Origin of the sequence: Streptoverticillium reticulum (assembly GCF_047456005.1) — a bacterium.
In the GTDB taxonomy this organism is placed as follows: domain Bacteria; phylum Actinomycetota; class Actinomycetes; order Streptomycetales; family Streptomycetaceae; genus Streptomyces; species Streptomyces reticulum.
The window spans coordinates 5,539,814-5,564,673 of sequence record NZ_CP179755.1 but is presented as its reverse complement, the minus strand read 5'-3'; the positions used below and the strand labels follow the sequence as shown (position 1 = coordinate 5,564,673).

At 72.6% G+C, this 24,860-nt stretch carries 17 protein-coding genes; 9 read left to right on the top strand and 8 right to left on the bottom strand.

Translation table 11 applies throughout. The features are described from left to right. Positions 1-86 precede the first annotated feature (86 nt). A complete protein-coding gene (locus ACMATS_RS25530) occupies positions 87-965 on the top strand; it encodes a hypothetical protein (protein ID WP_414169215.1) in 879 nt (292 codons plus the stop codon). Positions 966-995: 30 nt separating this feature from the next. Here the strand turns inward: ACMATS_RS25530 and ACMATS_RS25525 are convergent, their stop codons facing one another. Beyond that, positions 996-1,604 (bottom strand): biotin transporter BioY, encoded by a 609-nt coding sequence (locus ACMATS_RS25525; protein WP_414169214.1) that lies wholly within the window; start codon positions 1,602-1,604, stop codon positions 996-998. A 285-nt stretch (positions 1,605-1,889) separates the two neighbouring features. Between ACMATS_RS25525 and ACMATS_RS25520 the strand changes: the two genes are divergently transcribed. From ACMATS_RS25520 to ACMATS_RS25510, 3 genes are all read left to right on the top strand, one after another. Beyond that, on the top strand, positions 1,890-3,284 hold the full coding sequence (locus ACMATS_RS25520) for an amino acid permease (protein ID WP_390781134.1): 1,395 nt from the start codon (positions 1,890-1,892) through the stop codon (positions 3,282-3,284). 198 nt (positions 3,285-3,482) lie between these two features. Continuing rightward, positions 3,483-4,904, top strand: coding sequence for an amino acid permease (locus ACMATS_RS25515; RefSeq protein WP_414169213.1), 1,422 nt, complete (start codon positions 3,483-3,485; stop codon positions 4,902-4,904). Between the two features lie 165 nt (positions 4,905-5,069). Continuing rightward, a complete protein-coding gene (locus ACMATS_RS25510; RefSeq protein WP_414169212.1) occupies positions 5,070-5,708 on the top strand; it encodes a superoxide dismutase in 639 nt (212 codons plus the stop codon). 126 nt (positions 5,709-5,834) lie between these two features. Here the strand turns inward: ACMATS_RS25510 and ACMATS_RS25505 are convergent, their stop codons facing one another. Both ACMATS_RS25505 and ACMATS_RS25500 read right to left on the bottom strand, forming a co-directional pair. After that, on the bottom strand, positions 5,835-6,461 hold the full coding sequence (locus ACMATS_RS25505) for a hypothetical protein (RefSeq protein WP_391151391.1): 627 nt from the start codon (positions 6,459-6,461) through the stop codon (positions 5,835-5,837). Positions 6,462-6,519: 58 nt separating this feature from the next. Next, complete coding sequence (locus tag ACMATS_RS25500; RefSeq protein ID WP_414169211.1) at positions 6,520-7,176, bottom strand: disulfide bond formation protein DsbA; 657 nt, start codon at positions 7,174-7,176, stop codon at positions 6,520-6,522. Between the two features lie 118 nt (positions 7,177-7,294). On the opposite strand from ACMATS_RS25500, the gene pepN (ACMATS_RS25495) reads away from it, so the two are divergent. Together pepN (ACMATS_RS25495) and ACMATS_RS25490 are read left to right on the top strand one after the other, a co-directional pair. After that, complete coding sequence (pepN, locus tag ACMATS_RS25495; RefSeq protein WP_414169210.1) at positions 7,295-9,901, top strand: aminopeptidase N; 2,607 nt, start codon at positions 7,295-7,297, stop codon at positions 9,899-9,901. Positions 9,902-10,264: 363 nt separating this feature from the next. Next, positions 10,265-11,287, top strand: coding sequence for a hypothetical protein (locus ACMATS_RS25490; RefSeq protein ID WP_391151387.1), 1,023 nt, complete (start codon positions 10,265-10,267; stop codon positions 11,285-11,287). A 1-nt stretch (position 11,288) separates the two neighbouring features. Here ACMATS_RS25490 and ACMATS_RS25485 read toward each other — a convergent pair whose 3' ends face one another. Next, the gene (locus ACMATS_RS25485; protein ID WP_414169209.1) at positions 11,289-13,082 is read right to left on the bottom strand and encodes a TIGR03767 family metallophosphoesterase; all 1,794 of its coding nucleotides are present in this window, start codon (positions 13,080-13,082) and stop codon (positions 11,289-11,291) included. A gap of 418 nt (positions 13,083-13,500) precedes the next feature. Between ACMATS_RS25485 and ACMATS_RS25480 the strand changes: the two genes are divergently transcribed. Both ACMATS_RS25480 and pepN (ACMATS_RS25475) read left to right on the top strand, forming a co-directional pair. Continuing rightward, positions 13,501-14,529 (top strand): aspartate-semialdehyde dehydrogenase, encoded by a 1,029-nt coding sequence (locus tag ACMATS_RS25480; RefSeq protein WP_414169208.1) that lies wholly within the window; start codon positions 13,501-13,503, stop codon positions 14,527-14,529. A 140-nt stretch (positions 14,530-14,669) separates the two neighbouring features. Next, on the top strand, positions 14,670-17,243 hold the full coding sequence (pepN, locus tag ACMATS_RS25475) for an aminopeptidase N (RefSeq protein WP_414169207.1): 2,574 nt from the start codon (positions 14,670-14,672) through the stop codon (positions 17,241-17,243). Positions 17,244-17,328: 85 nt separating this feature from the next. Here the strand turns inward: pepN (ACMATS_RS25475) and ACMATS_RS25470 are convergent, their stop codons facing one another. The 3 genes from ACMATS_RS25470 to malQ form a co-directional block, all read right to left on the bottom strand. After that, positions 17,329-18,282, bottom strand: coding sequence for an acyl-ACP desaturase (locus tag ACMATS_RS25470; RefSeq protein WP_414169206.1), 954 nt, complete (start codon positions 18,280-18,282; stop codon positions 17,329-17,331). 154 nt (positions 18,283-18,436) lie between these two features. After that, positions 18,437-18,709 (bottom strand): hypothetical protein, encoded by a 273-nt coding sequence (locus tag ACMATS_RS25465; protein WP_390781124.1) that lies wholly within the window; start codon positions 18,707-18,709, stop codon positions 18,437-18,439. Between the two features lie 47 nt (positions 18,710-18,756). After that, positions 18,757-20,862: a 4-alpha-glucanotransferase gene (gene malQ, locus ACMATS_RS25460; protein ID WP_414169205.1), complete on the bottom strand. Its 2,106-nt coding sequence runs from the start codon at positions 20,860-20,862 to the stop codon at positions 18,757-18,759. Positions 20,863-21,187: 325 nt separating this feature from the next. On the opposite strand from malQ, the gene ACMATS_RS25455 reads away from it, so the two are divergent. Then, positions 21,188-24,034: a beta-N-acetylglucosaminidase domain-containing protein gene (locus ACMATS_RS25455; RefSeq protein ID WP_414170795.1), complete on the top strand. Its 2,847-nt coding sequence runs from the start codon at positions 21,188-21,190 to the stop codon at positions 24,032-24,034. A gap of 158 nt (positions 24,035-24,192) precedes the next feature. On the opposite strand, the gene ACMATS_RS25450 is transcribed toward ACMATS_RS25455, so the two are convergent. Beyond that, positions 24,193-24,729 (bottom strand): HNH endonuclease, encoded by a 537-nt coding sequence (locus ACMATS_RS25450; protein WP_390781121.1) that lies wholly within the window; start codon positions 24,727-24,729, stop codon positions 24,193-24,195. Between the last annotated feature and the right edge of the window lie 131 nt (positions 24,730-24,860).

The following is a 24,860-nucleotide window of genomic DNA, read 5'->3' as shown; positions in this document are numbered from 1 at the left end:
TTATTTTTCCGCACCCCTCGGACGTCGGAATCTTGTGGTACCTATTCAAATGCCTTCGCAGGAGACGAAGACAGGGGGGAACCAAAATGTTCTCAAGTAATCGGTGGCGGTGGTCCGCGACGGCGGCGGCCGTGCCGGTGGCGCTGCTGTGGCCGGCGGGCGCGTCGGTCGCCGAGCCGACACCGGGCAGCAGCCAGGGCGGAAGCCCGGGGCCCAGCGCCCCCGCCGGGAGCAGGGTGAGCACGGAGCTGCCGCAGCGGATATCGGTGAACAGGAAGTCGGGGAACACCAGTCTGACCGCCACCGTGCGCAATGGCGGGGCCAAGGAGACCGGCGACGTCACCCTGGACGTCGTCGGATTCAAGGGGCTCCGCGTGAAGTCCGTGGAGGGCTGCTCAGCGATTCCGGCCGGGGAACTCCCGGCGGGTGCGAACAGTGGATTCGCCTGCCCCGCCGGAAAACTCGCCGCGGGCGCCGACCGCACGTACCGCGTGTCCGCGGACTTCGACCTGGCGGACACGGGCCAGATCTGCCTGCCCGTGGTGCTGAGCGGCACCAAGACCCTGCTGTGGCAGCAGGGGCCCGTGCATTTCGGGACCACGGACCCGAGTGCCGACGCACCGGACACGCCGCTGCTCCTGGGCACCAAGAACGTGCCCTCGGGGACGCCCTCCGCGCCGGCCGCCTCGCCCACCGGCGTACCGTCCGAATCGCCGTCCGAGGCCCCGTCGGCCTCGGCCCCGCCGAGCACCGGCGGCGCCAAGTCCCCGGGCCCGTACGGCAGTCACCCCGGCAAGGACGTCGTCCCGTCGCACCCCGCCCCCGCCACGAGCGACGACCCCGGCGAACTCGCCCGCACGGGCGCCCCGTCGGACCTCCCGGTGGCGGAGGCCCTCGGCGCCGCCCTGCTGGCGGCGGGCGGTACCGGTCTCTGGCTCGCCGCGCGCCGGCAGGGGCGCCGCTGAGGGGGCCCGGCCTGCGGGACGGAGGAGCGGTCAGCCGCGGCGGTGCAGCAGCTTCCACGCCGCCGGCAGCGCGCCCATGGCCAGGGCGGCCTTCAGCGCGTCACCGATGAGGAAGGGGGTCAGGCCCGCCGCCACGGCCGCGGACAGCGACATGTGGGTGGCCAGCGCCAGGTAGGGGACGCCGACCGCGTAGATGATCGCGGTGCCGAGGGCCATGGCGCCCGCGGTGCGCAGCGCGGAGCGGTCGGCACCGCGGCGGGCCAGGGCGCCGACGACGGTGGCGGCCAGCAGCATGCCGAGCACGTATCCGAAGGAGGGGAACGACGAAAAACCAGCGCCGGAGCGGGCCTCGGCGAACCAGGGCATGCCCGCGATGCCGGCGACCGCGTACAGCGCCATCGACAGGAAGCCGCGGCGGGCGCCCAGGGCCGTGCCGACGAGCAGGGCCGCGAAGGTCTGGCCGGTGACCGGGACCGGGGAGCCGGGGACGGGGACCGCGAGCTGCGCGGCCACGCCGGTGAGGGCGGCACCGCCGAGGACGAGGGCGGCGTCGCGGACGCGGGCCCGGCCCGCGGTGGACGCGGGGAGCAGATCGGCGAGGACCGTACCGGTCCGGGGCAGGGTGGCGGCGGTGGCCATCGGTACTCCGCTCAGGGAAGTCGACAAAGAGTAAGGACACCGTGACGTTAGTCGAGCATCCGTTCCCACGACACCGTGCGCCGGTGACAAACCGCGCGCACGCTGCTTGGCGGTTCCGTACTCCCACACGCCCCTAGGGGCGTGCTCGACGGGCCCTCGCGCCGGCCGGCGTGATGCTCGTCACCTGGAACCCCGCGGAGCTTGGCGCAAACAGTGCGCTCAGGAGACTGTGTAAGTCCTGGTTAAAACGAGCGAACCGACACCTGACGAGAGCACGAGCGCCCCATGCACGACGCACCTCCGGCCGGCGAGACCCTCGCCGGCGAGAAAGAACCGCTGTCCGCGGGGCTGAAGCAACGCCATCTGACGATGCTCGGCCTGGGCGGGGTGATCGGCGCCGGACTCTTCGTCGGCTCGGGTGCCGGCATCGCCGTGGCGGGGCCCGGGATCATCGTCTCGTACCTGATAGCCGGTGTCCTGGCGATGCTGGTGATGCGGATGCTCGGCGAGCTGTCCGCCGCGATGCCCTCCTCCGGCGCCTTCTCGGTGCACGCGGAGCGGGCGCTGGGCCGCTGGGCCGGGTTCACGGTGGGCTGGCTCTACTGGTTCCTGCTGGTGATCGTGCTCGCCGTGGAGGCCACGGCCGCCGCGCAGATCGCGCACGGCTGGCTGCCGGCGGTGCCGCAGTGGGCCTGGGTGCTGCTCTTCATGACCGTCTTCACCAGTGCCAACCTGGCCGCGGTGAAGAACTTCGGCGAGTTCGAGTTCTGGTTCGCCGCCCTGAAGGTCGGCGCGATCGTGCTCTTCCTCGCGCTCAGCCTGCTGGCGATCTTCGGTCTGCTGCCGGACACCCACGCCGTGGGGATGGCGAACCTGACCGGCCAGGGCGGCTTCCTGCCCAACGGCTGGAGCGGGGTGATCTCCGGTGTGCTGACCGTGGTCTTCGCCTTCGGCGGGCTGGAGGTCCTCACGATCGCCGCCGCCGAGTCCGACGACCCGGCGCGCGCGGTGGGCCGGGCGGTGCGCAGCGCGGTCTGGCGCATCCTCTTCTTCTATGTCGGTTCGATGCTCGTCATCGTCACCCTGCTGCCCTGGAACTCGCAGAAGCCCGGGCAGAGCCCGTACGTGGCCGTGCTCGACCACATCGGGGTGCCGGGGGCCGGGCAGATCATGAACATCGTGGTGTTCGTGGCGCTGCTGTCCGCGCTCAACGCCAATCTCTACGGCTCGTCCCGGATGGTCTTCTCGCTGGCCGAGCGCGGCGAGGCGCCGCGGGCGCTGCTGAAGGTCTCGGAGGGCGGGGTGCCGCGGCGCGCGGTGTTCGCCTCGGTCGCGTTCGGCTTCGCCTCGGTCGTCCTCAATCTGGAGTGGCCGGATTCGATCTTCCGCTATCTGCTCAACGCGGTGGGCTCCGTCCTGCTCTTCGTCTGGGGCCTGATCGCGGTCTCCCAGCTGCGGCTGCGGCCGCGCATCGAGCGCGAGATGCCCGAGCGGCTGTCGCTGCGCATGTGGTGCTTCCCCTATCTGACCTGGGCGGCGCTGGCCGGCATGGCCGCGGTGCTGGTGCTGATGCTCACGGACGACGACGCACGGCCGCAGCTGCTGTGGTCGGCGGCGGCGACGGGCGCGGTGCTGCTGGTCTCCTGGCTGCGGGAGCTCCGGCTGCGCCGGGCCGGATGACGGTCACCGGAATTAGAGCCACAAAGCATCGCTTCTGGCGATATGTCAGCTACACGCGGTAACACCTGCGTCTGAATATCGGACAGCCGTGTGACAAGTGTTGTCCTGAGCGAACATGACCTCCACACTGAGGCCACTTTTCAGCTGCTGACCGATCCTGGACCGTTCAGCTCTCATCTCACGGGGACAGACACGAACATGACCGGTATACCCGCGGCCTCCCCCTCGACAGGGGCCACCGACCAGCCCCCGGGCACGGAAAGCGGCCTGTCGAACGGGCTGAAGCAGCGTCATCTGTCGATGATCGCCCTCGGCGGCGTGATCGGCGCCGGACTCTTCGTCGGCTCCGGCGCCGGCATCGCCGCCGCGGGCCCGGGCATCGTGCTCGCCTATGCCGTCTCCGGACTGCTGGTGATGCTCGTGATGCGGATGCTGGGCGAGATGTCGGCGGCCAACCCGGCCTCGGGCACCTTCTCCGTGCACGCCGAGCGCGCCATCGGCCCCTGGGCCGGCTTCACCGCGGGCTGGATGTTCTGGGTGGAGCTCTGCGTGGGCATCGCCGTCGAGGCGATCGGCGCGGCGGCCATCATGGTGAAGTGGTTCCCCGCCACCCACTCCTGGATGTGGGTGCTGCTCTTCATGGCCCTCTTCTGCGGGACGAACCTGGCGGCCGTCGGCAACTTCGGCGAGTTCGAGTTCTGGTTCGCCACGCTGAAGGTCGGCGCCATCGGCATCTTCCTGGTGCTGGGCGTCCTGGCCATCATGGGCCTGCTGCCGGGCACCTCGGCCCCGGGCACCTCCAACCTCACCGGCCACGGCGGCTTCCTGCCCAACGGGACCAACGGCCTGGAGGCGGGCCTGCTGGCCTCGGTCTTCGCCTACGGCGGCCTGGAGACGGTGACCATCGCCGCGGCCGAGTCCGAGCACCCGGTCAAGGGCGTCTCCAAGGCGGTCCGCACGGCGATGTGGCGCATCGCGCTGTTCTACGTCGGCTCGATGCTCGTCGTCGTCACCCTGATCCCCTGGACCGAGAAGTCCCTGGGCACCGACGGCCCCTACGTCGCGGTCCTGAAGCACCTGGACATCCCGGCCGCCGGGGAGATCATGAACGTGGTCGTCCTGATCGCGCTGCTCTCCGCGATGAACGCCAACATCTACGGCGCCTCCCGGATGTCCCACTCGCTGGTGATGCGCGGCGAGGGCCCGCGCTTCCTCGCCAAGGTCAGCAACGGGGTGCCGCGGCTGACCGTGCTGGCCTCCTCCGCCTTCGGCTTCTTCGCCGTACTGCTGAGCTACTGGTGGCCGGACACCGTGTTCAAGTGGCTGCTCTACATGACGGGCGCGGCCGTGCTGGCGGTGTGGGCCTTCATCGCCGCCACCCAGCTGCGGATGCGCCGGAAGCTGGAGCGCGAGGCGCCCGAGAAGCTCGTGGTGCGCATGTGGGCCTTCCCCGCCCTGTCCTGGGTGGCCCTGGTCGGCATCCTCGGCGCGCTCGGCCTGATGCTGCGCGAGAGCGACACCCGCGTCCAGCTGTACGCCACGGCCGGCCTGGTGGCGGTGCTCGCGACCGTCGGGTACCTGCGCCAGCGCGTGGTGGCCGGGCGGGCGCAGCGCGACTGACGCCCCGGCACATCCCCTTCCTCCGAGGCGGGGTAGGTCCTGATCTTCAGGACCTACCCCGCCTCCGTCTTTGGACCGAAGCCGCCCCCGTCACCGCCTTCCTGGGGCATCTGCTGATAGCTTCTACTTGCAAGCCAATTGCAATAAGCCGTCGGAGGGCTCGGCATGGCCATCTACACACTTCCCGAACTTCCTTACGATTACGCGGCCCTGCAGCCGGTCATCGACGCGAAGATCATCGAACTGCACCACGACAAGCACCACGCGGCGTACGTCAAGGGCGCGAACGACACCCTCGAACAGCTCGCGGAGGCCCGCGACAAGGACCAGTGGGGCGCGATCAACGGCCTGGAGAAGAACCTGGCCTTCCACCTCTCCGGCCACATCCTGCACAGCATCTACTGGCAGAACATGACCGGCGACGGCGGCGGCGAGCCGCTGGACAAGGACGGCGTGGGCGAGCTCGCGGACGCCATCGCGCAGTCCTTCGGCTCCTTCGCCAAGTTCAAGGCCCAGCTGACCAAGGCCTCCGCCACCACGCAGGGCTCGGGCTGGGGCGTCCTCGCCTACGAGCCGATCAGCGGCCGCCTGATCGTCGAGCAGGTCTACGACCACCAGGGCAACGTGGGCCAGGGCTCGGTGCCGATCCTGGTCTTCGACGCCTGGGAGCACGCCTTCTACCTGCAGTACAAGAACCAGAAGGTGGACTTCATCGAGGCGATGTGGCAGGTCGTCAACTGGCAGGACGTGGCGAGGCGTTACGCGTCCGCGAAGGAGCGGGGGAACCTCCTGCTGGTCCCGTAACACCCCTCGAACGGCCTGCTCGTGATCGTCTTCTCACCCTTCACGCGGCAGGCGCCCGGAGAGGCCCCGTGCGCTCGCATCGCACGGGGCCTCTCCACTGCCCCGTAAGGGGCGCGGCCAAAGTCCTCAGGCGTGCCCGAAAGCCTCCCCCGTGACCGTGAACTCCCGTGCCAGCCCCGTCTCGTGCAGCCGGGCGAAGGGGGTGAACGGAACACCGCACTCCGAGCCGCCGCGGTCGAAGTTCCACGCCTTCTCCACGGCGACGCGGTAGTCGACGGCCGTCGTGCCGTCCGCGGCCACCCGCACCGTCCCCGTCAGCCGGAACTCCACGCAGCGCAGCGCGAGCCACCAGTCGGTGTGCACCCGCCGGGTGATCAGCGCATCGCGCCAGCCGCTGTCCGCGGGGTACGCGGCCACCCCGCCCGGGCCGGCGCGCCAGCGCTCCAGCGCCTCGGTGCGCCAGCGCTCCAGCTGGGCGTCCACGGCCGCCCGCACGGCCGGCAGGGCCAGCAACGCCTCGGCGTCCACCCGGCAGGGGGACCCCGTCCCGCGCAGGTAGTGCCGCATCATGCCCGCCGCGCGCCGCAGCCCTAGCAGCGACCACAGCGGCGGCAGGATCCGGCACACGGCCAGGGTCAGGAAGTCGTACGGACGTACGGGCAGCTCCGCGTAGGCGGCGTTGTCGCACGGCGGCTCCGCCTCGGCCCAGCCGCCGCGACGGCCGAGCGGCCGGGAGAGGTCGGTCTGGCCCATATCGGGACAGTAAGGGACCTCGTGCCCGGCCGCGACCCGTCGGCGGGCCCGGGCGGGCTCAGTCGAAGCGCGGCCCCTCCGTCCGCGTCCGCTTGAGCTCGTAGAAGCCCGGGGTCCCGGCCACCAGCAGGGTGCCGTCCCACAGTCTGGCCGCCGCCTCGCCCTTGGGGGCGGGGGTGACGACCGGCCCGAAGAAGGCCACCTCGGCCCCGTCCGGACCCGGCACCGAGATGATCGGGGTGCCGACCTCCTGGCCGACCTTCTCGATGCCCTCCTTGTGCGATATCCGCAGGGCGTCGTCGTAGGCGTCGGTGTTCCCGGCCTCCGCCAGGCGCGCCGGGAGGCCCGCGTCCTTCAGGGCGCCGAGGACCGCCTCGGGGGTGCGGCCCTCGCCGCGGTTGTGGATGCGGGTGCCGAGCGCGGTGTAGAGGCGGCCGAGCGCCTCGTTGCCGAACTCCTGCTCGGCGGCGATGCACACCCGCACCGGGGCCCAGGCCCGGCCGCCGGGGCGCATCGCGTCGCGGTACTCCTCCGGCATCTCGTCCAGCCGGTTCTCGTTGAGCACGGCCAGGCTCATCACGTGCCAGTGCACCTCCACGGGCCGCACCTTCTCGACCTCGAGCATCCAGCGCGAGGTCAGCCAGGCCCAGGGGCAGGAGGGGTCGAACCAGAAGCCGACGGCGGACTTCCCGGTGTTCGTCACGTCTGTGGTCACGCGGATCTCCTCGAAAGAGCAGGACAGTCGGCGTTTCAACAAACACACCCCATGCCATGATTCCTGGTGTTCGACATACGAGACGAAGCGTTTGAGACGAAGACGAGGGAGCCGCGTCGTGCCCGGCGAGAACCTGACCCGCGAGGAGGCCCGCGAGCGGGCCCGGCTGCTGACCGTTGACGGCTACGACGTGGCGCTCGACCTGCGGTCCGCGGTGGGTCCGGACGGCGGGCCGCGCACCTTCCGCTCGGTGACCACGATCCGCTTCCGCTGCGCCGAGCCCGGCGCCGCCACCTTCGCCGACCTGCTCGCGCCGTCCGTGACCGCGGTCACCCTCAACGGCCGCGCGCTGGACGCGCAGTCCGTCTTCGACGGCTCGCGCATCGCCCTGGAGGGGCTGGCCGCCGAGAACGAGCTGGTCGTGGACGCGCAGTGCGCCTACAGCCGCACCGGCGAGGGCCTGCACCGCTTCGTCGACCCCGAGGACGGCGAGGTCTACCTCTACACCCAGTACGAACCGGCCGACGCCCGACGGGTCTTCGCCAATTTCGAACAGCCGGACCTCAAGGCCCCGTTCACCCTCACCGTGACCGCCCCGGCCGGCTGGACGGTGCTGGGCAACGGCGAGCGGGACGGCGAACCGCAACCCGCGACCGACAACGCCGGCGATTCCGCCTCCGCCACCTGGCGGTTCGTGCCCACCAAGCCGATCTCCACCTACATCACGGCCGTCGTCGCGGGCCCGTACCACATGGTCCACGACCACTACCGGCGCACGCTGCCCGACGGCACCGTGCTGGAGATCCCGCTCGGCGCACTCTGCCGCAAGGGCCTGGCCAGGCACTTCGACGCCGACGACATCTTCACCGTCACCAAGCAGGGCCTGGACTTCTTCCACGAGCACTTCGACTACCCGTACCCCTTCGGCAAGTACGACCAGGCGTTCGTGCCCGAGTACAACATCGGCGCCATGGAGAACCCGGGCTGCGTGACCTTCCGCGAGGAGTTCGTCTTCCGCGGCAAGGTGACGCGCTCCGCCTACGAGCGCCGGGCCAACGTGATCCTGCACGAGATGGCCCACATGTGGTTCGGCGACCTGGTCACCATGGAGTGGTGGGACGACCTGTGGCTCAAGGAGTCCTTCGCCGACTTCATGGGCTCCTTCTCGCAGGTCGAGGCGACCCGCTTCGACAGCGCCTGGATCACCTTCGCCAACCAGCGCAAGGCCTGGGCCTACCGCGCCGACCAGCTGCCCTCCACGCACCCCGTCACGGCGGACATCCACGACCTGGAGGACGCCAAGCTCAACTTCGACGGCATCACGTACGCCAAGGGCGCGTCGGTGCTGAAGCAGCTGGTGGCCTACGTGGGGCGCGACGCCTTCCTGGAGGGCGCCCGCCGGTACTTCAAGCGCCACGCCTACGGCAACACGCGCCTGACCGACCTGCTGGACGTGCTGGAGGAGACGTCGGGCCGCGACATGGCCGCATGGTCGCGCTCCTGGCTGCAGACCGCCGGGGTCAACTCGCTCACCCCGCTCGCCACTTACGACGCCGAGGGGCGCATCACGGAGCTAGCCGTCCTGCAGGAGGCCGCCGCCTCGCACCCCGAACTGCGGCCGCACCGCGTGGCCGTGGGCCTGTACCGCCGCCGCGACGAGGACGGGGCGCTCGTGCGGTACGCGCGCGCCGAGGTCGACGTCACCGGCCCGCGGACGGTCGTGGACGAACTGGCCGGCGCCGAACGGCCGGAGCTGATCCTCGTCAACGACGAGGACCTCACCTACTGCAAGATCCGCTTCGACGAGGGCTCGCTCGCCACCCTGCGCGGCCGGCTCGGCGACATCACCGACCCGCTGGCCCGGGCGCTGTGCTGGTCCGCGCTGTGGAACCTCACGCGCGACGGGCTGATGCCCGCCCGCGACTTCCTGGACCTGGTGCAGCGGTTCGCCGGGGCCGAGAGCGACATCGGCGTGCTGCAGATGCTGCACGCCTGGGCGAACTCCGCCCTCGTGCACTACGCGGCGCCCGCATGGCGCGCCGAGGGCGGCCGGCAGCTGGCCGAGAGCGCCCTGCGCGAGCTCCGGCTCGCCGAGCCCGGCAGCGGCCACCAGCTGGCGTGGGCACGGTTCTTCGCGCAGGTCGCGGAGGGCAAGGACGACCTGCAGCTGCTGCACGGCCTGCTGGACGGCAGCGCCCGGATCGACGGCCTCGACGTGGACCAGGAGCTGCGCTGGACGTTCCTCGCCGCGCTGGCCCCGTGCGGCGAGGCGGACGAGGCGGTGCTCGCCGCCGAGCTGGAGCGGGACAACACCGCGTCCGGCAAGCGGCACCAGGTGCGCTGCCTGGCGTCGCGGCCGTCGGCCGCGGTCAAGGCGGAGGCGTGGGCCGCGGTCGTCGACTCGGACGCCCTGTCGAACGCCCTGGCCGAAGCCACGATCACGGGCTTCGACCAGCCCGGCCAGCGGGAGCTGCTCGCGCCGTTCGCGCCGCGGTACTTCGAGGTGATCGAGCGGGTGTGGCGGGAGCGGTCGATCGAGATCGCGATGGCAGTGGTCAAGGGTCTCTTCCCTGTGTTGCAGGACACACCGGGAACGGTGGAGGCGGCCGACGCGTGGCTGGCGCAGCATGGGGATGCTGCGCCGGCACTGAGGCGGCTCGTCCTGGAGGCCCGGGACGACCTGGCTCGGGCACTGCGTGCCCAGGCGTGTGACGGGGCCCCGTAAGGGGCGCGGGGAACTGCGCGATCAGCCACGACGCACCCGCAGTCGAGGTTCTCGGGGCTGCGCCCCGGACCCCTGGGGTGGTGCGTCGACTGCGGGCCGGTGGGGGCTGGTCGCGCAGTTCCCCGCGCCCCTTACGGGGCGCTACGAGCGGCCCTCGTTGGTGGCTGGTCGCGCCCACGCGGCGGAGCCGCTGGGGGTACCTCCCAGCAGTAGCTGGGGGAGCAACAGCCCCGCGCCCCTTACAGGGCGCGGGACACGTCCCCGAAAGCCGAACGGCAGTGCAATGGTGCGGCGTTGTCCCGAATTGTCGACGGCCCCGTAACAGCGGTTAGCAACCGCGACCCCGGCGGGAATGGGCGGATCATGAACCCGAACACCCCCCTGTCCCCCCGCCCGCTCCACCACCTCTCCGACGTCCGGCACCGGGTCCTGACATCTCGTCAGCTCCGCGAGCACGGCATGTCGGGTGCCGACCTCTCCGAGCGCTGCCGCCCCGGCGGCCCCTGGCAGCAACTGCTGCCAGGGGTCTACCTGCTCCACCCCGGACCCGCCACCAGCGAGGAACGGCTGCACGCGGCGCTGATGTACACGATCCCGCGCACGTACGTACCGGCCCAGCCGGGGCCCTCGGGCCCGTACGGCGAGGCGATGGTCACCGGGCTGGCGGCGCTCGCGCTGCACCGCTTCACCTCCGCTCCCCCGCTGCTCGCCCTGGACCGGATCGACGTGCTGGTGCCGCGCACGCGCCGGCTGCGCTCGACCGGGTTCGTCCGGCTCCTGCGGGCGCACGCCCTGCCGCGGGCCCGGACGGTGACGGGGCTGCCCGTCGCCCCGGTCGCCCGCGCCCTGGCCGACGCGGTCGCGCAGTTGACCGACGCCGCGGCCGTGCGCCGGCTGCTGACGGAAGCCGTGCGCGGCGGGCACTGCGAGGCGACGGCGGTCGTCCGCGAGCTCGCCCGGGCCCAGCTGCTGGGGCGGCCGTACATCGCGGAGGCCGTCGACGCGCTGCTCGCCGAGGGACGGGCGCTCGCCGAGGGCCTGATGTACGGCATGGTGCGCGACCACGCGCTGCCCGCCCCGCTGTGGAACGTCGAACTCCGTATGCCCGGCGGCCCGTTGCTCGGTGCCGTGGACGCCTACTGGCCGGACCATGCCGTGGCGGCCGACATCGACATGCGGGGCGCCCACGAGGGGGAGGACGGCGCGCTCTGGTCCGAACAGTCCCGCAAGCGCGAGCACTTGGAGCGGCTCGGCATCACGGTCGTGCGGATCACGCCGAAGCGGCTGCGCGAGGCGGCCGAGGAGCAGGCCGCGGTCGTCCGCACCGCCCTGGTGGCATCGGCCGACCGCGAGCCCGCGCCCTACGTCGTCGTGCTGCCGAGGTGAGTCAGCGCCGGGACAGGAGCAGCTCGGTGTTGCGGTCGGTGGGCGCGCCGTCGAGCGTGGTGTCCCGGCCGGGGGCGTTGAAGGCCAGTTCCCGGTAGAGGGAGGCCAGTCCGGTCTGTGAGAGGTCGTGGACGTCGGTGCGGTAGGGCGCGTCCGACTCGATGAGGGTGGTGAAGAGGGAGATCGTGCCGTCGCGGTTGTCGGTGATCTCGATGATCCGGGCGAGCTGGGGATAGTCGACGTGCGAGGCGGTCGCGATCTCCCAGAACGTGCCGCGGGGCCGGATGCGGTTGCGGTGGCTGTGGCCGTTGATCCAGGCCAGGACGTTGGAGTGGCGCTGCAGGAGCGCGATGATCTCGTCGCCGCCGTGGCGCTTGTCGCCGGGGCGGCCGGGGTCGGGCACCGGGTTGTCCATGCTCCAGCTGGGGTGGTGGCTGAAGATCAGCGCGTACTCGTCGCGGTGCCGCCGCAGGGTGCGGTCCAGCCAGTCGAGCTGCTCGCTGCCGAGGGAGCCCTGGTAGTGGCCGCCGGGGTCGGTGGAGTCGAGGCTGATGCCGAGGACGCGGTCGGAGACGCGGAAGGTGTAGTAGAGGTTCCCGGAGTCGAGGTTGTCGCGGCTGTAGCCGTGGCCGACGGGTCCCCGGCCGGTGTGCTGCGGGTCGAGGTGGGCCTGGACGTACTGGCGCGGGGTGAGCGGCACCCGGCGCGGGTCGGCCGTGACCGTGCGCATCTCCTTGGCGTGGGACTTCAGCAGCGCCTCGATGCGCTTGCCCGTGGGGTCGGCGCCCTTGCCCTCGCCCTCCATCAGCCACTTCGCCTCGGCGGCGGGGATGGTCTGGAGCTTGCGGCCGCCGACGGCCACGTCGGCGATGAAGGAGCCGGCCGCGGGGTAGCAGCCGCCGGAGAGCAGGTCGTGGTTGCCGAAGGTGGAGTACCAGGGGATGTTGAGGCCGGGGCTCACGACGCGCCGCACGGCCGCGTCGAGGTAGCCGGGGATCCTCGGGTAGCCGAGCGCCTTGTCCTGGTCGCGCAGGGCGCTCTCGGGGTGCCAGTAGAGCTTGAGGTTGCTGTTCTGGACGCCTTCGTAGTGCTGCGGGTCACCGGTGTTGGGGTTGATGCGGCCGCCGCTGAGGGCGGTGAGGAACCACTCGACCTCGATCGCCGCGTTCTCGTCGCCGTTGTCGCCGGTGGTGACGACGAAGCCGAACGGGACGCCGGTCGCCGGCCCCCGGCGCAGCTTGTTGACGCGCTCGACGAGGGCGACCACGCCGGGCAGCGTCAGCGCCTCGTGCGGGCGCCAGCCGCCGGGTCCGCCGGCCCGGAAGAACTCGTAGCGCAACGGGTGCTGAACATCCGTCAGATGCAGGTCGGTGAACTGCACGAAGGAGGCGAGCGTGCGGCGCCGGTCCTCTCGGCCGCGCTGCGCGTCGGCCAGGTCGGCGCGGACCACCCGGGGCCAGCCGGGCCCGTCGCCGAGGCGGCGGTAGCCGCCGGTGCCCCGGGGCGTGGCGACGGAGGCGAGGGTGGTGCCCGCGCCCGCGGGGGCCGCGGCGAGCGCGGGCTCGGGCTCGCTCCCGTCCGGCCCCTCGGGGCCGCCGGCCCGGGCGGTGGCGGACGCGGAGGCCGTGGCGGGGGCGCCGGGGGTGGGGTCCGTGGAGGGGGCCGCCGCGGCCTGCCGGCCGTCGGCGCCGAGGGCCAGGCCGAAGCCCGTGACCGTGGTGACGGCGCCCGCGGCGGCCAGAAACGTGCGCCGGTCGACATGCGCGGCTGCGGTCCTGCGTGATCTTGCGGGCATGGCGTCTCCCCGGGTGCGAACGCGAAGGCTTGCGGTCACGTACGGTCGGTCGGGCGGGCTGCAGGTCCGGTCAGTCGGGAGCGTTGACAGCGCGGATGACCTGGGCGTGAACAAGACCGCAACGCCCGCCGCCGATCCCCGCACATGGATCTTGGCTAGTGCGAACTGACATACAGCACTCGTCCCCTGGCGGGCTGACGCTCATTCAGCGTTCACCCGCGGGGGAAGCTCCGGTCCCACCCCGAGGGTGGCGGATTAGTCCGCTTGTCCCACAAGTAGGGGTGTGTGCGAATACGGACCCCGTCCGCACCGCCCCCGCGGGCGTCCCGTCCCTCGGACAACGGATTGGACTTTTGGCCAGGGGTGCCCCCCATGATGGATACCGTCCACGGAGTGACATGAGGTAGAGGAGCCCCTCGTGAGGATCGGAATCGTCGGAGCCACCGGTCAGGTCGGCACGGTCATGCGCAAGATCCTTGCCGAGCGGAAATTCCCGGTCAGCGAGCTGCGGCTGTTCGCCTCGGCCCGGTCCGCGGGCTCCACGCTGCCCTGGCAGGGCACGGAGATCACCGTCGAGGACGCGACGGCGGCCGACTACTCGGGCCTCGACATCGTGCTCTTCTCGGCCGGCGGCGCCACCTCCCGCGCCCTGGCCGAAAAGGTCGCCTCCCAGGGCGCCGTGGTGATCGACAACTCCTCCGCCTGGCGCCGCGACCCGGACGTGCCGCTGGTCGTCTCCGAGGTCAACCCGCACGCGATCGCGGACCGGCCCAAGGGGATCATCGCCAACCCGAACTGCACCACCATGGCCGCCATGCCGGTGCTCAAGCCGCTGCACGAGGAGGCGGGGCTCACCGCCCTGATCGCCACCACCTACCAGGCGGTCTCCGGCTCCGGCCTGGCCGGCGTCGCCGAGCTGGACGGGCAGATCCGCAAGGTCGCCGACCGGGCGGCCGGGCTGACGCACGACGGCGAGGCCGTCGAGTTCCCCGAGCCGGCCGTCTACAAGCGGCCCATCGCCTTCAACGTGCTGCCCATGGCCGGCGCGATCGTCGACGACGGCAGCTTCGAGACCGACGAGGAGCAGAAGCTCCGCAACGAGTCCCGCAAGATCCTGGAGATCCCGGACCTCAAGGTCTCCGGCACCTGCGTCCGCGTCCCGGTCTTCTCCGGGCACTCGCTCCAGGTGAACGCCCGCTTCGCGCGTCCGATCGGCGTCGAGCGCGCCTACGAGCTGCTGAAGGACGCCCCGGGCGTGGAGCTGTCCGAGATCCCGACCCCGCTCCAGGCGGCCGGCAAGGACGCCTCGTACGTCGGCCGCATCCGCGTGGACGAGACCGTCGAGCACGGCCTGGCGCTCTTCCTGTCCAACGACAACCTGCGCAAGGGCGCGGCGCTCAACGCCGTCCAGATCGCCGAGCTCGTCGCCGCGGAGCTGCGCGGCTAGAGCGAAGGACGACCGACGGCGGAGGGCCGGGCACCCGTGGGGTGCCCGGCCCTCCGCTGTCGGCGTACGCCCCACCACGGACAGCGACGGCGTGGAAGGATGGCCGAAAGACGCGATACGGATGTTAAGGAGATGCACTGGTGCCCGGAACGAATCTCACCCGTGAAGAGGCGCAGCAGCGGGCCCGGCTGCTCACCGTGGACGCGTACGAGATCGACCTCGACCTCTCCGGTGCGCAGGAGGGCGGCACGTACCGGTCCGTGACGACCGTGCGCTTCGACGCCGCGGAGGCCGGCGAGTCGTTCATCGACCTGGTCGCCCCGGCCGTGCACGAGGTCGTGCTCAACGGGACCGCGCTGGACGCCTCCGAGGTGTTCCAGGACAGCCGGATCGCGCTGCCGGGCCTGACCGCCGGGCGCAACGAGCTGAAGGTCGTCGCCGACTGCGCGTACACCAACACCGGCGAGGGCCTGCACCGGTTCGTCGACCCCGTCGACAACCAGGCCTACCTCTACACCCAGTTCGAGGTGCCGGACGCGCGCCGCGTGTTCGCCTCCTTCGAGCAGCCCGATCTGAAGGCCACGTTCCGGTTCACGGTGAAGGCCCCCGAGGGCTGGACGGTCATCTCCAACTCGCCCACCCCGGAACGTCCTTCCGACAACCTCTGGCGCTTCGAGCCGACGCCGCGGATCTCCACCTACATCACCGCGCTCATCGCCGGCCCGTACCACGCGGTGCACAGCACCTACGAGAACGCGGCAACCGGGCAGAGCGTCCCGCTGGGCATCTACTGCCGCCCGTCGCTCGCCGAGTTCCTCGACGCGGACGAGATCTTCGACGTCACCCGGCAGGGCTTCGACTGGTTCCAGGAGAAGTTCGACTACGCGTACCCCTTCGCCAAGTACGACCAGCTCTTCGTGCCGGAGTTCAACGCCGGCGCGATGGAGAACGCGGGCGCGGTCACCATTCGCGACCAGTACGTCTTCCGCTCGAAGGTGACGGACGCGGCGTACGAGGTGCGCGCGGAGACGATCCTGCACGAGCTGGCGCACATGTGGTTCGGCGACCTGGTCACCATGGAGTGGTGGAACGACCTGTGGCTGAACGAGTCGTTCGCCACCTACACCTCCATCGCCTGCCAGGCCTACGCGCCGGGCAGCAAGTGGCCGCACTCCTGGACCACGTTCGCCAACTCCATGAAGACCTGGGCGTACCGGCAGGACCAACTGCCCTCCACGCACCCGATCATGGCGGAGATCCGCGACCTGGACGACGTGCTGGTCAACTTTGACGGCATCACCTACGCCAAGGGCGCCTCGGTCCTGAAGCAGCTGGTCGCCTACGTCGGCATGGACGAGTTCTTCCGCGGCGTGCAGGCGTACTTCAAGGAGCACGCCTACGGCAACACGCGCCTGAGCGACCTGCTGGGCGCCCTGGAGGAGACCTCCGGCCGCGACCTGAGGACCTGGTCGAAGAAGTGGCTGGAGACGGCCGGCATCAACATCCTGCGGCCGGAGATCGTCACCGGCGACGACGGGACCGTCACCTCCTTCGCCGTCCGGCAGGAGGCCCCCGCCCTGCCCGCCGGCGCCAAGGGTGAGCCGACTCTCCGGCCGCACCGCATCGCGATCGGCCTGTACGAGCACGAGGACGGCAAGCTCGTCCGCAAGGAGCGCATCGAGCTCGACGTCGACGGCGAGCTGACCGAGGTGCCGCAGCTGGCGGGCAAACAGCGTCCGGCCGTCGTCCTGCTCAACGACGACGACCTCTCCTACGCCAAGGTCCGCCTCGACGCCGAGTCGCTGGCCACCGTCACCGCGCACCTCGGCGACTTCACCGAGTCCCTCCCCCGCGCCCTGTGCTGGGCCTCCGCCTGGGACATGACCCGCGACGGCGAGCTCGCCACCCGCGACTACCTGGCCCTCGTCCTCTCCGGCATCGCCAAGGAGTCGGACATCGGCGTCGTGCAGTCGCTGCAGCGCCAGGTCAAGCTCGCCCTCGACCTGTACGCCGCCCCCGACTGGCGCGAGACGGGCCTGGCGCAGTGGAGCGAGGCCGCCCTGGAGCACCTGCGCGCCGCCGCCCCCGGCAGCGACCACCAGCTCGCCTGGGCACGGGCGTTCGCCGCGACCGCCCGCACGGACGAGCAGCTCGCGCTGCTGGCCGGCCTGCTCGACGGCAGCGGGACGATCGAGGGCCTGGCCGTCGACACCGAGCTGCGCTGGGACCTGCTGGGCCGCCTCGTCGCCACGGGCCGCGCCGACGAGAAGGCGATCGAGGCGGAGCTGGAGCGGGACAGGACCAGCGCGGGCGAGCAGCACGCCGCGTGGGCGCGTGCCGCACGGCCCACCGCGGAGGCGAAGGCCGAGGCGTGGGCCCTGGTCGTGGAGTCCGGCAAGCTGCCGAACGCGGTGCAGGAGTCGGTGATCGGCGGCTTCCAGCAGGCCGAGCACCGTGAGCTGATCGCGCCGTACGCGGAGCGGTACTTCACTGTCGTGAAGCAGCTGTGGGACGAGCGCAGCCACGAGATCGCGCAGCAGATCGCGGTCGGGCTGTATCCGGCGCTGCAGGTGTCGCAGGCGACGCTGGACGCGACGGACGCGTGGCTGGCATCGGCGGAGCCGAGTGCCGCCTTGCGGCGGCTGGTGACGGAGTCGCGTGCCGGGATCGAGCGTGCGCTCAAGGCCCAGGCAGCGGACGCGGCTGCCGCGTAATCGCTTACCGCGGGTGGGTGGTTCCCCGCGCCCCGTCAGGGGCGCGGGGAACTGCGCGAGCAACCACAGCCGGCCGCAGCCGAACTCAGCCCCGGTTGGCCGCCCTCCGGGCGAGCAGGGCCGCGCGCCGCTCGTCGAAGCGAGTCGCCTGGCCGTCCAAGTCCCCCAGGAAGACACCCAGTTCTTCCTGGGCCCGCAGGCCCTCCGGGCCCAGCCCGGAGATGTCCAGGACCTTCAGGAAGCGCAGCACCGGCTGCAGGACGTCGTCGTGGTGGATGCGCAGGTTGTAGATGCCGCCGATCGCCATCTGGGCGGCGGCCCGTTCGAAGCCCGGGATGCCATGACCCGGCATCCGGAAACCGGTCACCACGTCCCGCACCGCGGACATCGTCTGGTCGGGCGCCAGCTCGAAGGACCTGCCCAGCAGGTTGCGGTAGAAGACCATGTGCAGGTTCTCGTCCGTCGCGATGCGGGCGAGCATGCGGTCGCACACCTCGTCGCCGGAGTGGTGGCCGGTGTTGCGGTGCGAGATGCGGGTGGCCAGCTCCTGGAAGGCCACGTAGGCCACGGAGTGCAGCATGCTGTGCCGGTTGTCGGACTCGAAGCCCTCGCTCATGTGCGCCATGCGGAACCGCTCCAGCGCGACCGGGTCGACGGCGCGCGAGGTGAGCAGGTAGTCGCGCATGACGATGCCGTGCCGGCCCTCCTCGGCCGTCCAGCGGTGCACCCAGGTGCCCCAGGCGCCGTCCCGGCCGAAGAGCGAGGCGATCTCGTGGTGGTAGCTGGGGAGGTTGTCCTCGGTCAGCAGGTTGACCACGAGCGCGGTCCGCGCGATGTCGGAGACCTTGGACTGTTCGAGGGACCAGGCCTCGCCGCCCATGACGCCGTCGAAGTCGCGCCCCTCGCTCCAGGGCACGTACTCGTGCGGCATCCACTCCTTGGCCACCTTCAGGTGGCGGTTCAGCTCGGTCTCGACGGCCTCTTCGAGCGCGTACAGCAGCCGACTGTCGGTCCACACGCGGGAAGGGGTGATGGTCACGGACGGCTCCTGGGGACGTGCTGACTTACGGCCCCGTAGGTTACGACACCGTAGGTTAAGCGCGGCATAAAGCCCGTGGATGTCCCGCACATGCACGACGGCCCCGGTTCCGCGTCGTGCGCGGAACCGGGGCCGTCGGGAAAAGCCGTGTGCGCTAGCGCGAGGCCTTCGCGTAGTGCGTGTCGTGGGTGTGGACGTTGTCGCCCTTGCGGGACAGGACCATGACCAGGCCGGCGATCACGAGGAAGAGGACGATCGGCGCGGCGACGAAGAGGCCGAGCGTGTTGATCATGCTCAGGCCGGGACCCGGGTCGTCGCCGTCGTCGCGGGTGAGCGCGAACGCGGGGGACGACATCAGCAGCATCAGCATCGTGCCGGCAGTGATGGCTCCGGCACGCATGGCGTTCTTGTTGACCTTATTGCTCACGCGCTCAAAGTATCGGACACCGGCGAGCCTCGCGCGCCCGGGGTCGCCTATACGCTGCGCACCCGCTCCCACCTGCGGATCTCGGCCATCAGCGCATGCAGCCGGGGTGAGGCCGCCAGCCCCTCCAGCGACACCGGGCGCCCGGCCGCGTCGGCGACGGGCAGCCGCCAGTTGGGGTACTGGTCCCAGGTTCCCGGCAGGTTCTGCGGGCGGCGGTCGCCGACCGCGTCCGGCAGCCAGACGCCCACCAGCCGCGCGGGGGTGGACAGCAGGAAGCGGTGGACGGCCTTGACGGCCGCCTCCTCGTCGCCCCGGCCCTCGGGCAGCAGGCCCAGCCGGGCGAACAGGGCCAGCCACTCCGCCGTCTCGGCCGCGGCCTCCCGCTGCTCGGCCGCCAGCGGCCGGGTGAGCAGGCCGAGCCGGTGCCGCAGGGCCACGTGACCGCCGGTGAGCCGGGCGGCGGTGCTCGGCAGGTCGTGCGTGGTGGCGGTGGCCAGGCAGCCGGAGCGCCAGCGCCCGGGCTCCAGCGGCTCGGCGTGCGGGGCGCCCTCGCCGTTCGTCCGCGCCCAGTCCCGCTCGAACCACAGCACGGAGGTGCCCAGCACGCCCCGCTCGGCCAGCGCCTCGCGCACCCCGGGCTCGACCGTGCCCAGGTCCTCGCCGATGACGACCGCGCCCGCGCGGTGCGCCTCCAGCGCCAGGACGCCGAGCATCGCCTCCGGGTCGTAGCGCACGTACGTCCCCCGCGCGGGCTCGCAGCCCTGCGGCACCCACCACAGCCGGAACAGGCCCATCACGTGGTCGATGCGCAGCGCCCCCGCGTGCCGCAACAGGGCGCGCAGCAGCTCGCGGTAGGGGGCGTGGCCGGTGGCGCGCAGGGCGTCGGGGCGCCAGGGCGGCAGGCCCCAGTCCTGGCCGCGGGGGCTGAAGGCGTCGGGGGGCGCGCCGACGGACATGCCGGGGGCGAAGGCGTCCTGCTGCGCCCAGGCGTCGGCGCCCGAGGGGTGCACGCCGACGGCCAGGTCGTGGACGAGGCCGATGCGCATCCCCGACTCGCGCGCGGAGCGCTGGGCGGCGGCGAGCTGACAGTCGGTGAGCCAGGCGAGCCGGCAGTGGAAGTCGATGCGGTCGAGGAGTTCGCCGCGGGCCCGGGCGGTGCCGGCCGAGCGCGGGTCCTGCAGGGCGGCGGGCCAGGAGCGCCAGTCGGGACCGTGCACCTCGGCGAGCGCGCACCAGGTGGCGTGGTCCTCCAGGGCGCGGCCGCGGTCGGCGAGGAAGTCGCAGTAGGCGGCCCGGCGTCCGGGACCCAGGGGCACGGTGTGCAGCAGCTCCAGCGCGCGGCGCTTGACGTCCCAGACGGCATCGCGGTCGATGAGGGCGCCCTCGTGCAGAACGGCGTCGCGCAACGCGGCCGCCTCCGCGCCCAGTTGGCCGGCGCGGTCGCGGTCGGGGCCGGTGAGGCAGGCGAATTCGGGGATCTCCTCGATGCGCAGGTGCACCGGGTCGGGGAAGCGGCGCGAGGAGGGGCGGTACGGCGAGGGGTCCGTGGGGGCGCCCGCACGGCCGGGGACGGCCGCGTGCAGCGGGTTGATCTGGACGAAGTCCGCGCCGAACGTGCGCCCCGACCAGGCGGCGAGCTCGGCCAGGTCGCCGAGGTCGCCCATGCCCCAGGAGCGGGCGGAGAGCAGGGAGTAGAGCTGGACCAGGAAGCCGTGCCCGCGCTCGGGGGGTGCGGGCAGCCGGTGCGGGGCGACGATCAGGTGGGCGCTCGCGGAGCGGCCGTCGGCGGTGCGGGCGTGCAGCAGGTGGCTGCCGGGCGGCGGGCCGATGTCGGGCTCGCCGCCCGGGGTGCCGTCGCACTCCAGCGTCCGGCCGTCCTCGGTCTCGACGCGCAGTGCGCCGCCCGCGGGAAGCCGGGCCGGGGAGAGCCGGGCGCCCTCGCGCAGCACGACGGTGGGCGGCAGCAGCCGCTGCTGCGCGTCCTGTTCGTGCTCCGCGAGGGCCGCGCGGACCGCGCGCGGGGTGGAGGCGTCGACGCCCAGCGCGGCGAGGACCGCGACGACGGTGTCCTCGGGCACGTCGACGGTGCGGCCGGGCGAGGGGCTGTAGGAGGTGGCGACACCGTGCAGCTGGGCGAGGCGCGCTCGGCTCATGCAGACCTCCGGGGTCCCGTACCGCTGGTAGCGCTCCACGTCACATTACGGTCTCCGGTGTCGATTTGACGGCCCTTTGGTGGACATCCCCGCCTTCTTCACCTCTGATGCACCGGTCATTACCGGCAGTTCGGTCACCTGCGTTGACATCGCGATTCGCCTGGTGATGGGCTCGGCGACCACGGAGGCGACACCAGAACGAGGAGCAATGCCCGTGCCGTTCCCCAGCAACGACTCCTCGTACGAGGCCCGTCCGGCAGGTCCGCCGGGTCCCGTCCTCGGCACCGGCCGGCTCGGCCGGCCGCGGCGGGCGGGGGTCACCGTGCTGGCCGCGGCACTGCTGAGCGGGCTGCTCGGCAGCACGCACGACGCCCTCGCCGACCCCCGCCCCGGCGACACCGCGGCCCCGACCACCCCCGACACCGACCCGCAGAGCACGGGCGCCCTGCCGCCGGTCTGGCCGCGTCCGCAGACGGCGCGCGCGCAGGGCGCGGGCGCCCGCATCGGTGACCAGGTCACGCTCATGGCCGAGCAGAACACCGACCCGTACACGCTCGAAGCGCTGCGCACCGTCCTGCGCGGCCTCGGCGCGCGGACCGTCGTCGACGCCCAGCCGGGCGGCACCCCGCCGCCGGACGGGCTGATCGTCTACGCGGGCGGCAGGGCGGCCGAGGACGCCCTGCGCGCGCTCGGCGCCCCTCCCGTGGCCGACCTGCCCTCCGGCGGCTACCGGCTGGCGACGGGCCAGGTCGACGGCCGTCCGGTGGCGGCGCTTTCGGGCGTGGGCCCGGACGGGCTGTTCCACGCGGCGCAGACGCTGCGGCAGTTGGCGGTGCAGCGCGACGGCGGCCGCGTCCTCGCCGGGGCGGTCGTGCGCGACTGGCCGGTCACAGCCGTGCGCGGCCTGACCGAGGGCTTCTACGGCGACCCCTGGACGCACGAACAGCGGCTGGCACAGCTGGACTTCCTGGGGCGCACGAAGCAGAACCGCTATCTCTACGCCCCCGGCGACGACCCGTACCGTCAGGCCCGCTGGCGCGCCCCCTACCCGGCCGCGCAGCGCGCCGAGTTCCGCGACCTGGCCGACCGGGCCCGCCGCAACCACGTGACGCTGGGCTGGGCCGTGGCGCCGGGGCAGGCCATGTGCTTCTCCTCGGGCGACGACCTGAAGGCGCTCAAGCGCAAGGTCGACGCGATGTGGGCGCTGGGCGTGCGCGCCTTCCAGCTGCAGTTCCAGGACGTCAGCTACACCGAGTGGCACTGCGGAGCGGACCGGGACGCCTTCGGGTCCGGCCCCAAGGCCGCCGCGAAGGCGCAGGCGAAGGTCGCGAACGCGCTCGCGGCGCACCTGGCGGCCAAGGGGTCCGAGGCGGCGCCGCTGTCGCTGCTGCCCACCGAGTACTACCAGGACGGGCGCACGGACTTCCGGCGCGCCCTGGCCGATGCACTCGACCCGCGCGTGGAGGTGGCCTGGACGGGCGTGGGCGTGGTGCCGAGGATCATCACCGGAGCCGAACTGGCCGACGCCCGCTCGGCGTTGGGTCACCCGCTGGTGACCATGGACAACTACCCGGTCAACGACTTCGCGCAGGACCGTATCTTCCTCGGCCCGTACACCGGCCGGGAGCCGGCCGTGGCCACCGGCTCGGCCGCGCTGCTCGCCAACGCCCCGGCGCAGCCCGCCGCTTCCCGCATCCCGCTGTTCACCGCGGCCGACTTCGCCTGGAACCCGCGCGGCTACCGGCCCGACGAGTCCTGGAAGGCCGCGGTCGACGACCTCGCCGCCGGTGACGGGCCGACCCGCGACGCCCTGCGCGCGCTCGCCGGCAACGACGCCTCGTCCATGCTGGGCGGCGAGGAGTCGGCGTACCTGCGGCCGCTGCTGGACGACTTCTGGACCGCGCTCGGCGGCACGGACACCGGGAAGCTGGGCGAGGCCGCCGACCGGCTGCGGGCCGCCTTCCGCACCATGGCCGACGCACCGCAGCGGCTGTCGCCGGCCCTGGGCGGCGAGCTCCGGCCGTGGCTGGACCAGCTGGGGCGGCACGGCCGGGCCGGGCAGCGGGCGGTGGACATGCTCGTCGCGCAGGCCCGCGGCGACGGCGCCGCGGCCTGGCAGGCCCAGCTGGACGTGCAGCAGCTGCGGGCGCAGATCGGTGCGGAGAACGCGACCGTCGGGGCCGGGGTGCTCACCCCGTTCCTCGACAAGGCCCTCGCCAAGGCCAACGGCTGGACCGGCGTCGACCGCCCGCTGCGCACGGGCGGCAAGGCCACCGACGGCGACCCGGCCACCGCCGTCACCCCGCCCCGCGGCGCCCCGCTGGCGGTGGCGGTGCGCGGGCCGCGCCCGCTGGCCGCGGTCACCGTGCTCACCGACCCGGCGCCCGGCACCCGCGGCGCGGTCGAGGCGCACGACCCGGCCGCGGGCTGGCAGCGGCTCGGCCCGCTGTCGGACAGCGGCTGGACCCAGGTGCCCGGCAAGGGCGTCAGGGCCGACGGGCTGCGGCTGGTCTGGGACGCCGCGGCCGCCGCCCCGCCCGCCGTGCACGAGATCGCGCCCTGGTTCGCCGACGCCCCCACCGCGGACATCGACCTCGCGCGGAGCGAGGTGGACACGGACATCGGCGGCCGCCCGGCCGTCGTCGAGCTGCGAATGATCAACCGACGGCCGGACGCCGTCCGCGAGCGCCTCGCGGTGACCGCCCCCTCGGGCGTCACCGTGAACGCCCCGGCCGAGCTGACCGTGCCGCGGGGCGGGGTGACCACGGCCCGGATCGAGATCTCGGTGCCCGCCGGGGCCTCGGGGCACGACGTCGCGGTACAGCTGAAGCTGGCCGGGCAGGAGCGGACGGTCACCGTCCACGCGTATCCGCCCACCGACGGCCCGGACCTGGCGCGCGGCGCCGGGACGACGGCGTCGGGCAACGGGGCGTGGCAGCTGGCGCTGGCCCGTCCGGTGCGGCTGGGGAGGCTGGTGCTGCACTGGAAGGACGGCGCCCGGCCCGCCCGCTACCGGGTGCAGGTCTCGGGCGACGGGCGCACCTGGCGCCCTGCGGGCGGCCCGGGCAACACGGAGACCGTGCGCATGGATGTGCCGGACGTACGGTTCGTCCGTATCCAGGGCGACAAGGGGGCCGCCCTTGCGGAGGTGGAGGCCTACGCGGTGCGTTGAGCTTTGGCTGCGGGTCGGTTGTGGCTGGTCGCGCCCACGCGGCGGAGCCGCTGGGGGTACCTCCCAGCGGTAGCTGGGGGAGTGACTGTCCCGCGCCCCTGACGGGGCGCGGCCCCCAGATGAGTCCGGGCCATCGAAACGCCGATGGCCCGGATCTCTCAGGCGGAAATGCCGTCGATCCGGGCCATCGCGTCCTCCGCGCCGTAGGCCTCCAAGTAGGGCAGCCAGCGCGGATCCCTATGCCCCGTGCCGATGATGCGCCACGCCAGCCCGGACGGCGGAGCGGGCTGGTGGCGCAGCCGCCATCCCAGCTCGGCGACGTGCCGGTCGGCCTTGACGTGATTGCACCGGCGGCATGCAGCCACCACGTTGTCCCAGGCGTGCTGCCCGCCGCGGCTGCGCGGCACGACGTGGTCGACGCTGGTTGCGACGCCACCGCAGTACGCGCAGCGCCCGCCGTCGCGGGCGAAGAGGGCACGGCGGGTGAGCGGGACGGGGCCCCGAAAGGGGACCCGCACGAAGCGCTTCAGGCGCACGACGCTGGGTGCGGGGATGGTGCAGGTCGCGCTGTGCAGATAGGCGCCGGTGTCCTCGAGGCTGACGGCCTTTTCGTTGAGGACGAGTATGAGCGCGCGGCGGAGCGGTACGACGCCGAGCGGCTCGTACGACGCGTTGAGGACCAGGACATGCGGCACGGGTGCCTCCTTGTACGCCGGCGGCGCGTGGCTCGCGCCGGGACGATCTCCTGCAAGTGTCCCCTGCGCCCTGGTCGGAGCGCCACCATGACCGGGTAACGGGTCACAGGTGTTTTGCGGCACACCGCGGC

Coding starts and splice junctions, on each gene's coding strand:
- ACMATS_RS25490 (WP_391151387.1), top strand. CDS start 10,265: ATGAACCCGAACACCCCCCTGTCCCCCCGCCCGCTCCACCACCTCTCC.
- ACMATS_RS25505 (WP_391151391.1), bottom strand. CDS start 6,461: ATGGGCCAGACCGACCTCTCCCGGCCGCTCGGCCGTCGCGGCGGCTGG.
- ACMATS_RS25485 (WP_414169209.1), bottom strand. CDS start 13,082: ATGCCCGCAAGATCACGCAGGACCGCAGCCGCGCATGTCGACCGGCGC.
- ACMATS_RS25525 (WP_414169214.1), bottom strand. CDS start 1,604: ATGGCCACCGCCGCCACCCTGCCCCGGACCGGTACGGTCCTCGCCGAT.
- malQ (WP_414169205.1), bottom strand. CDS start 20,862: ATGAGCCGAGCGCGCCTCGCCCAGCTGCACGGTGTCGCCACCTCCTAC.
- ACMATS_RS25515 (WP_414169213.1), top strand. CDS start 3,483: ATGACCGGTATACCCGCGGCCTCCCCCTCGACAGGGGCCACCGACCAG.
- ACMATS_RS25530 (WP_414169215.1), top strand. CDS start 87: ATGTTCTCAAGTAATCGGTGGCGGTGGTCCGCGACGGCGGCGGCCGTG.
- ACMATS_RS25510 (WP_414169212.1), top strand. CDS start 5,070: ATGGCCATCTACACACTTCCCGAACTTCCTTACGATTACGCGGCCCTG.
- ACMATS_RS25520 (WP_390781134.1), top strand. CDS start 1,890: ATGCACGACGCACCTCCGGCCGGCGAGACCCTCGCCGGCGAGAAAGAA.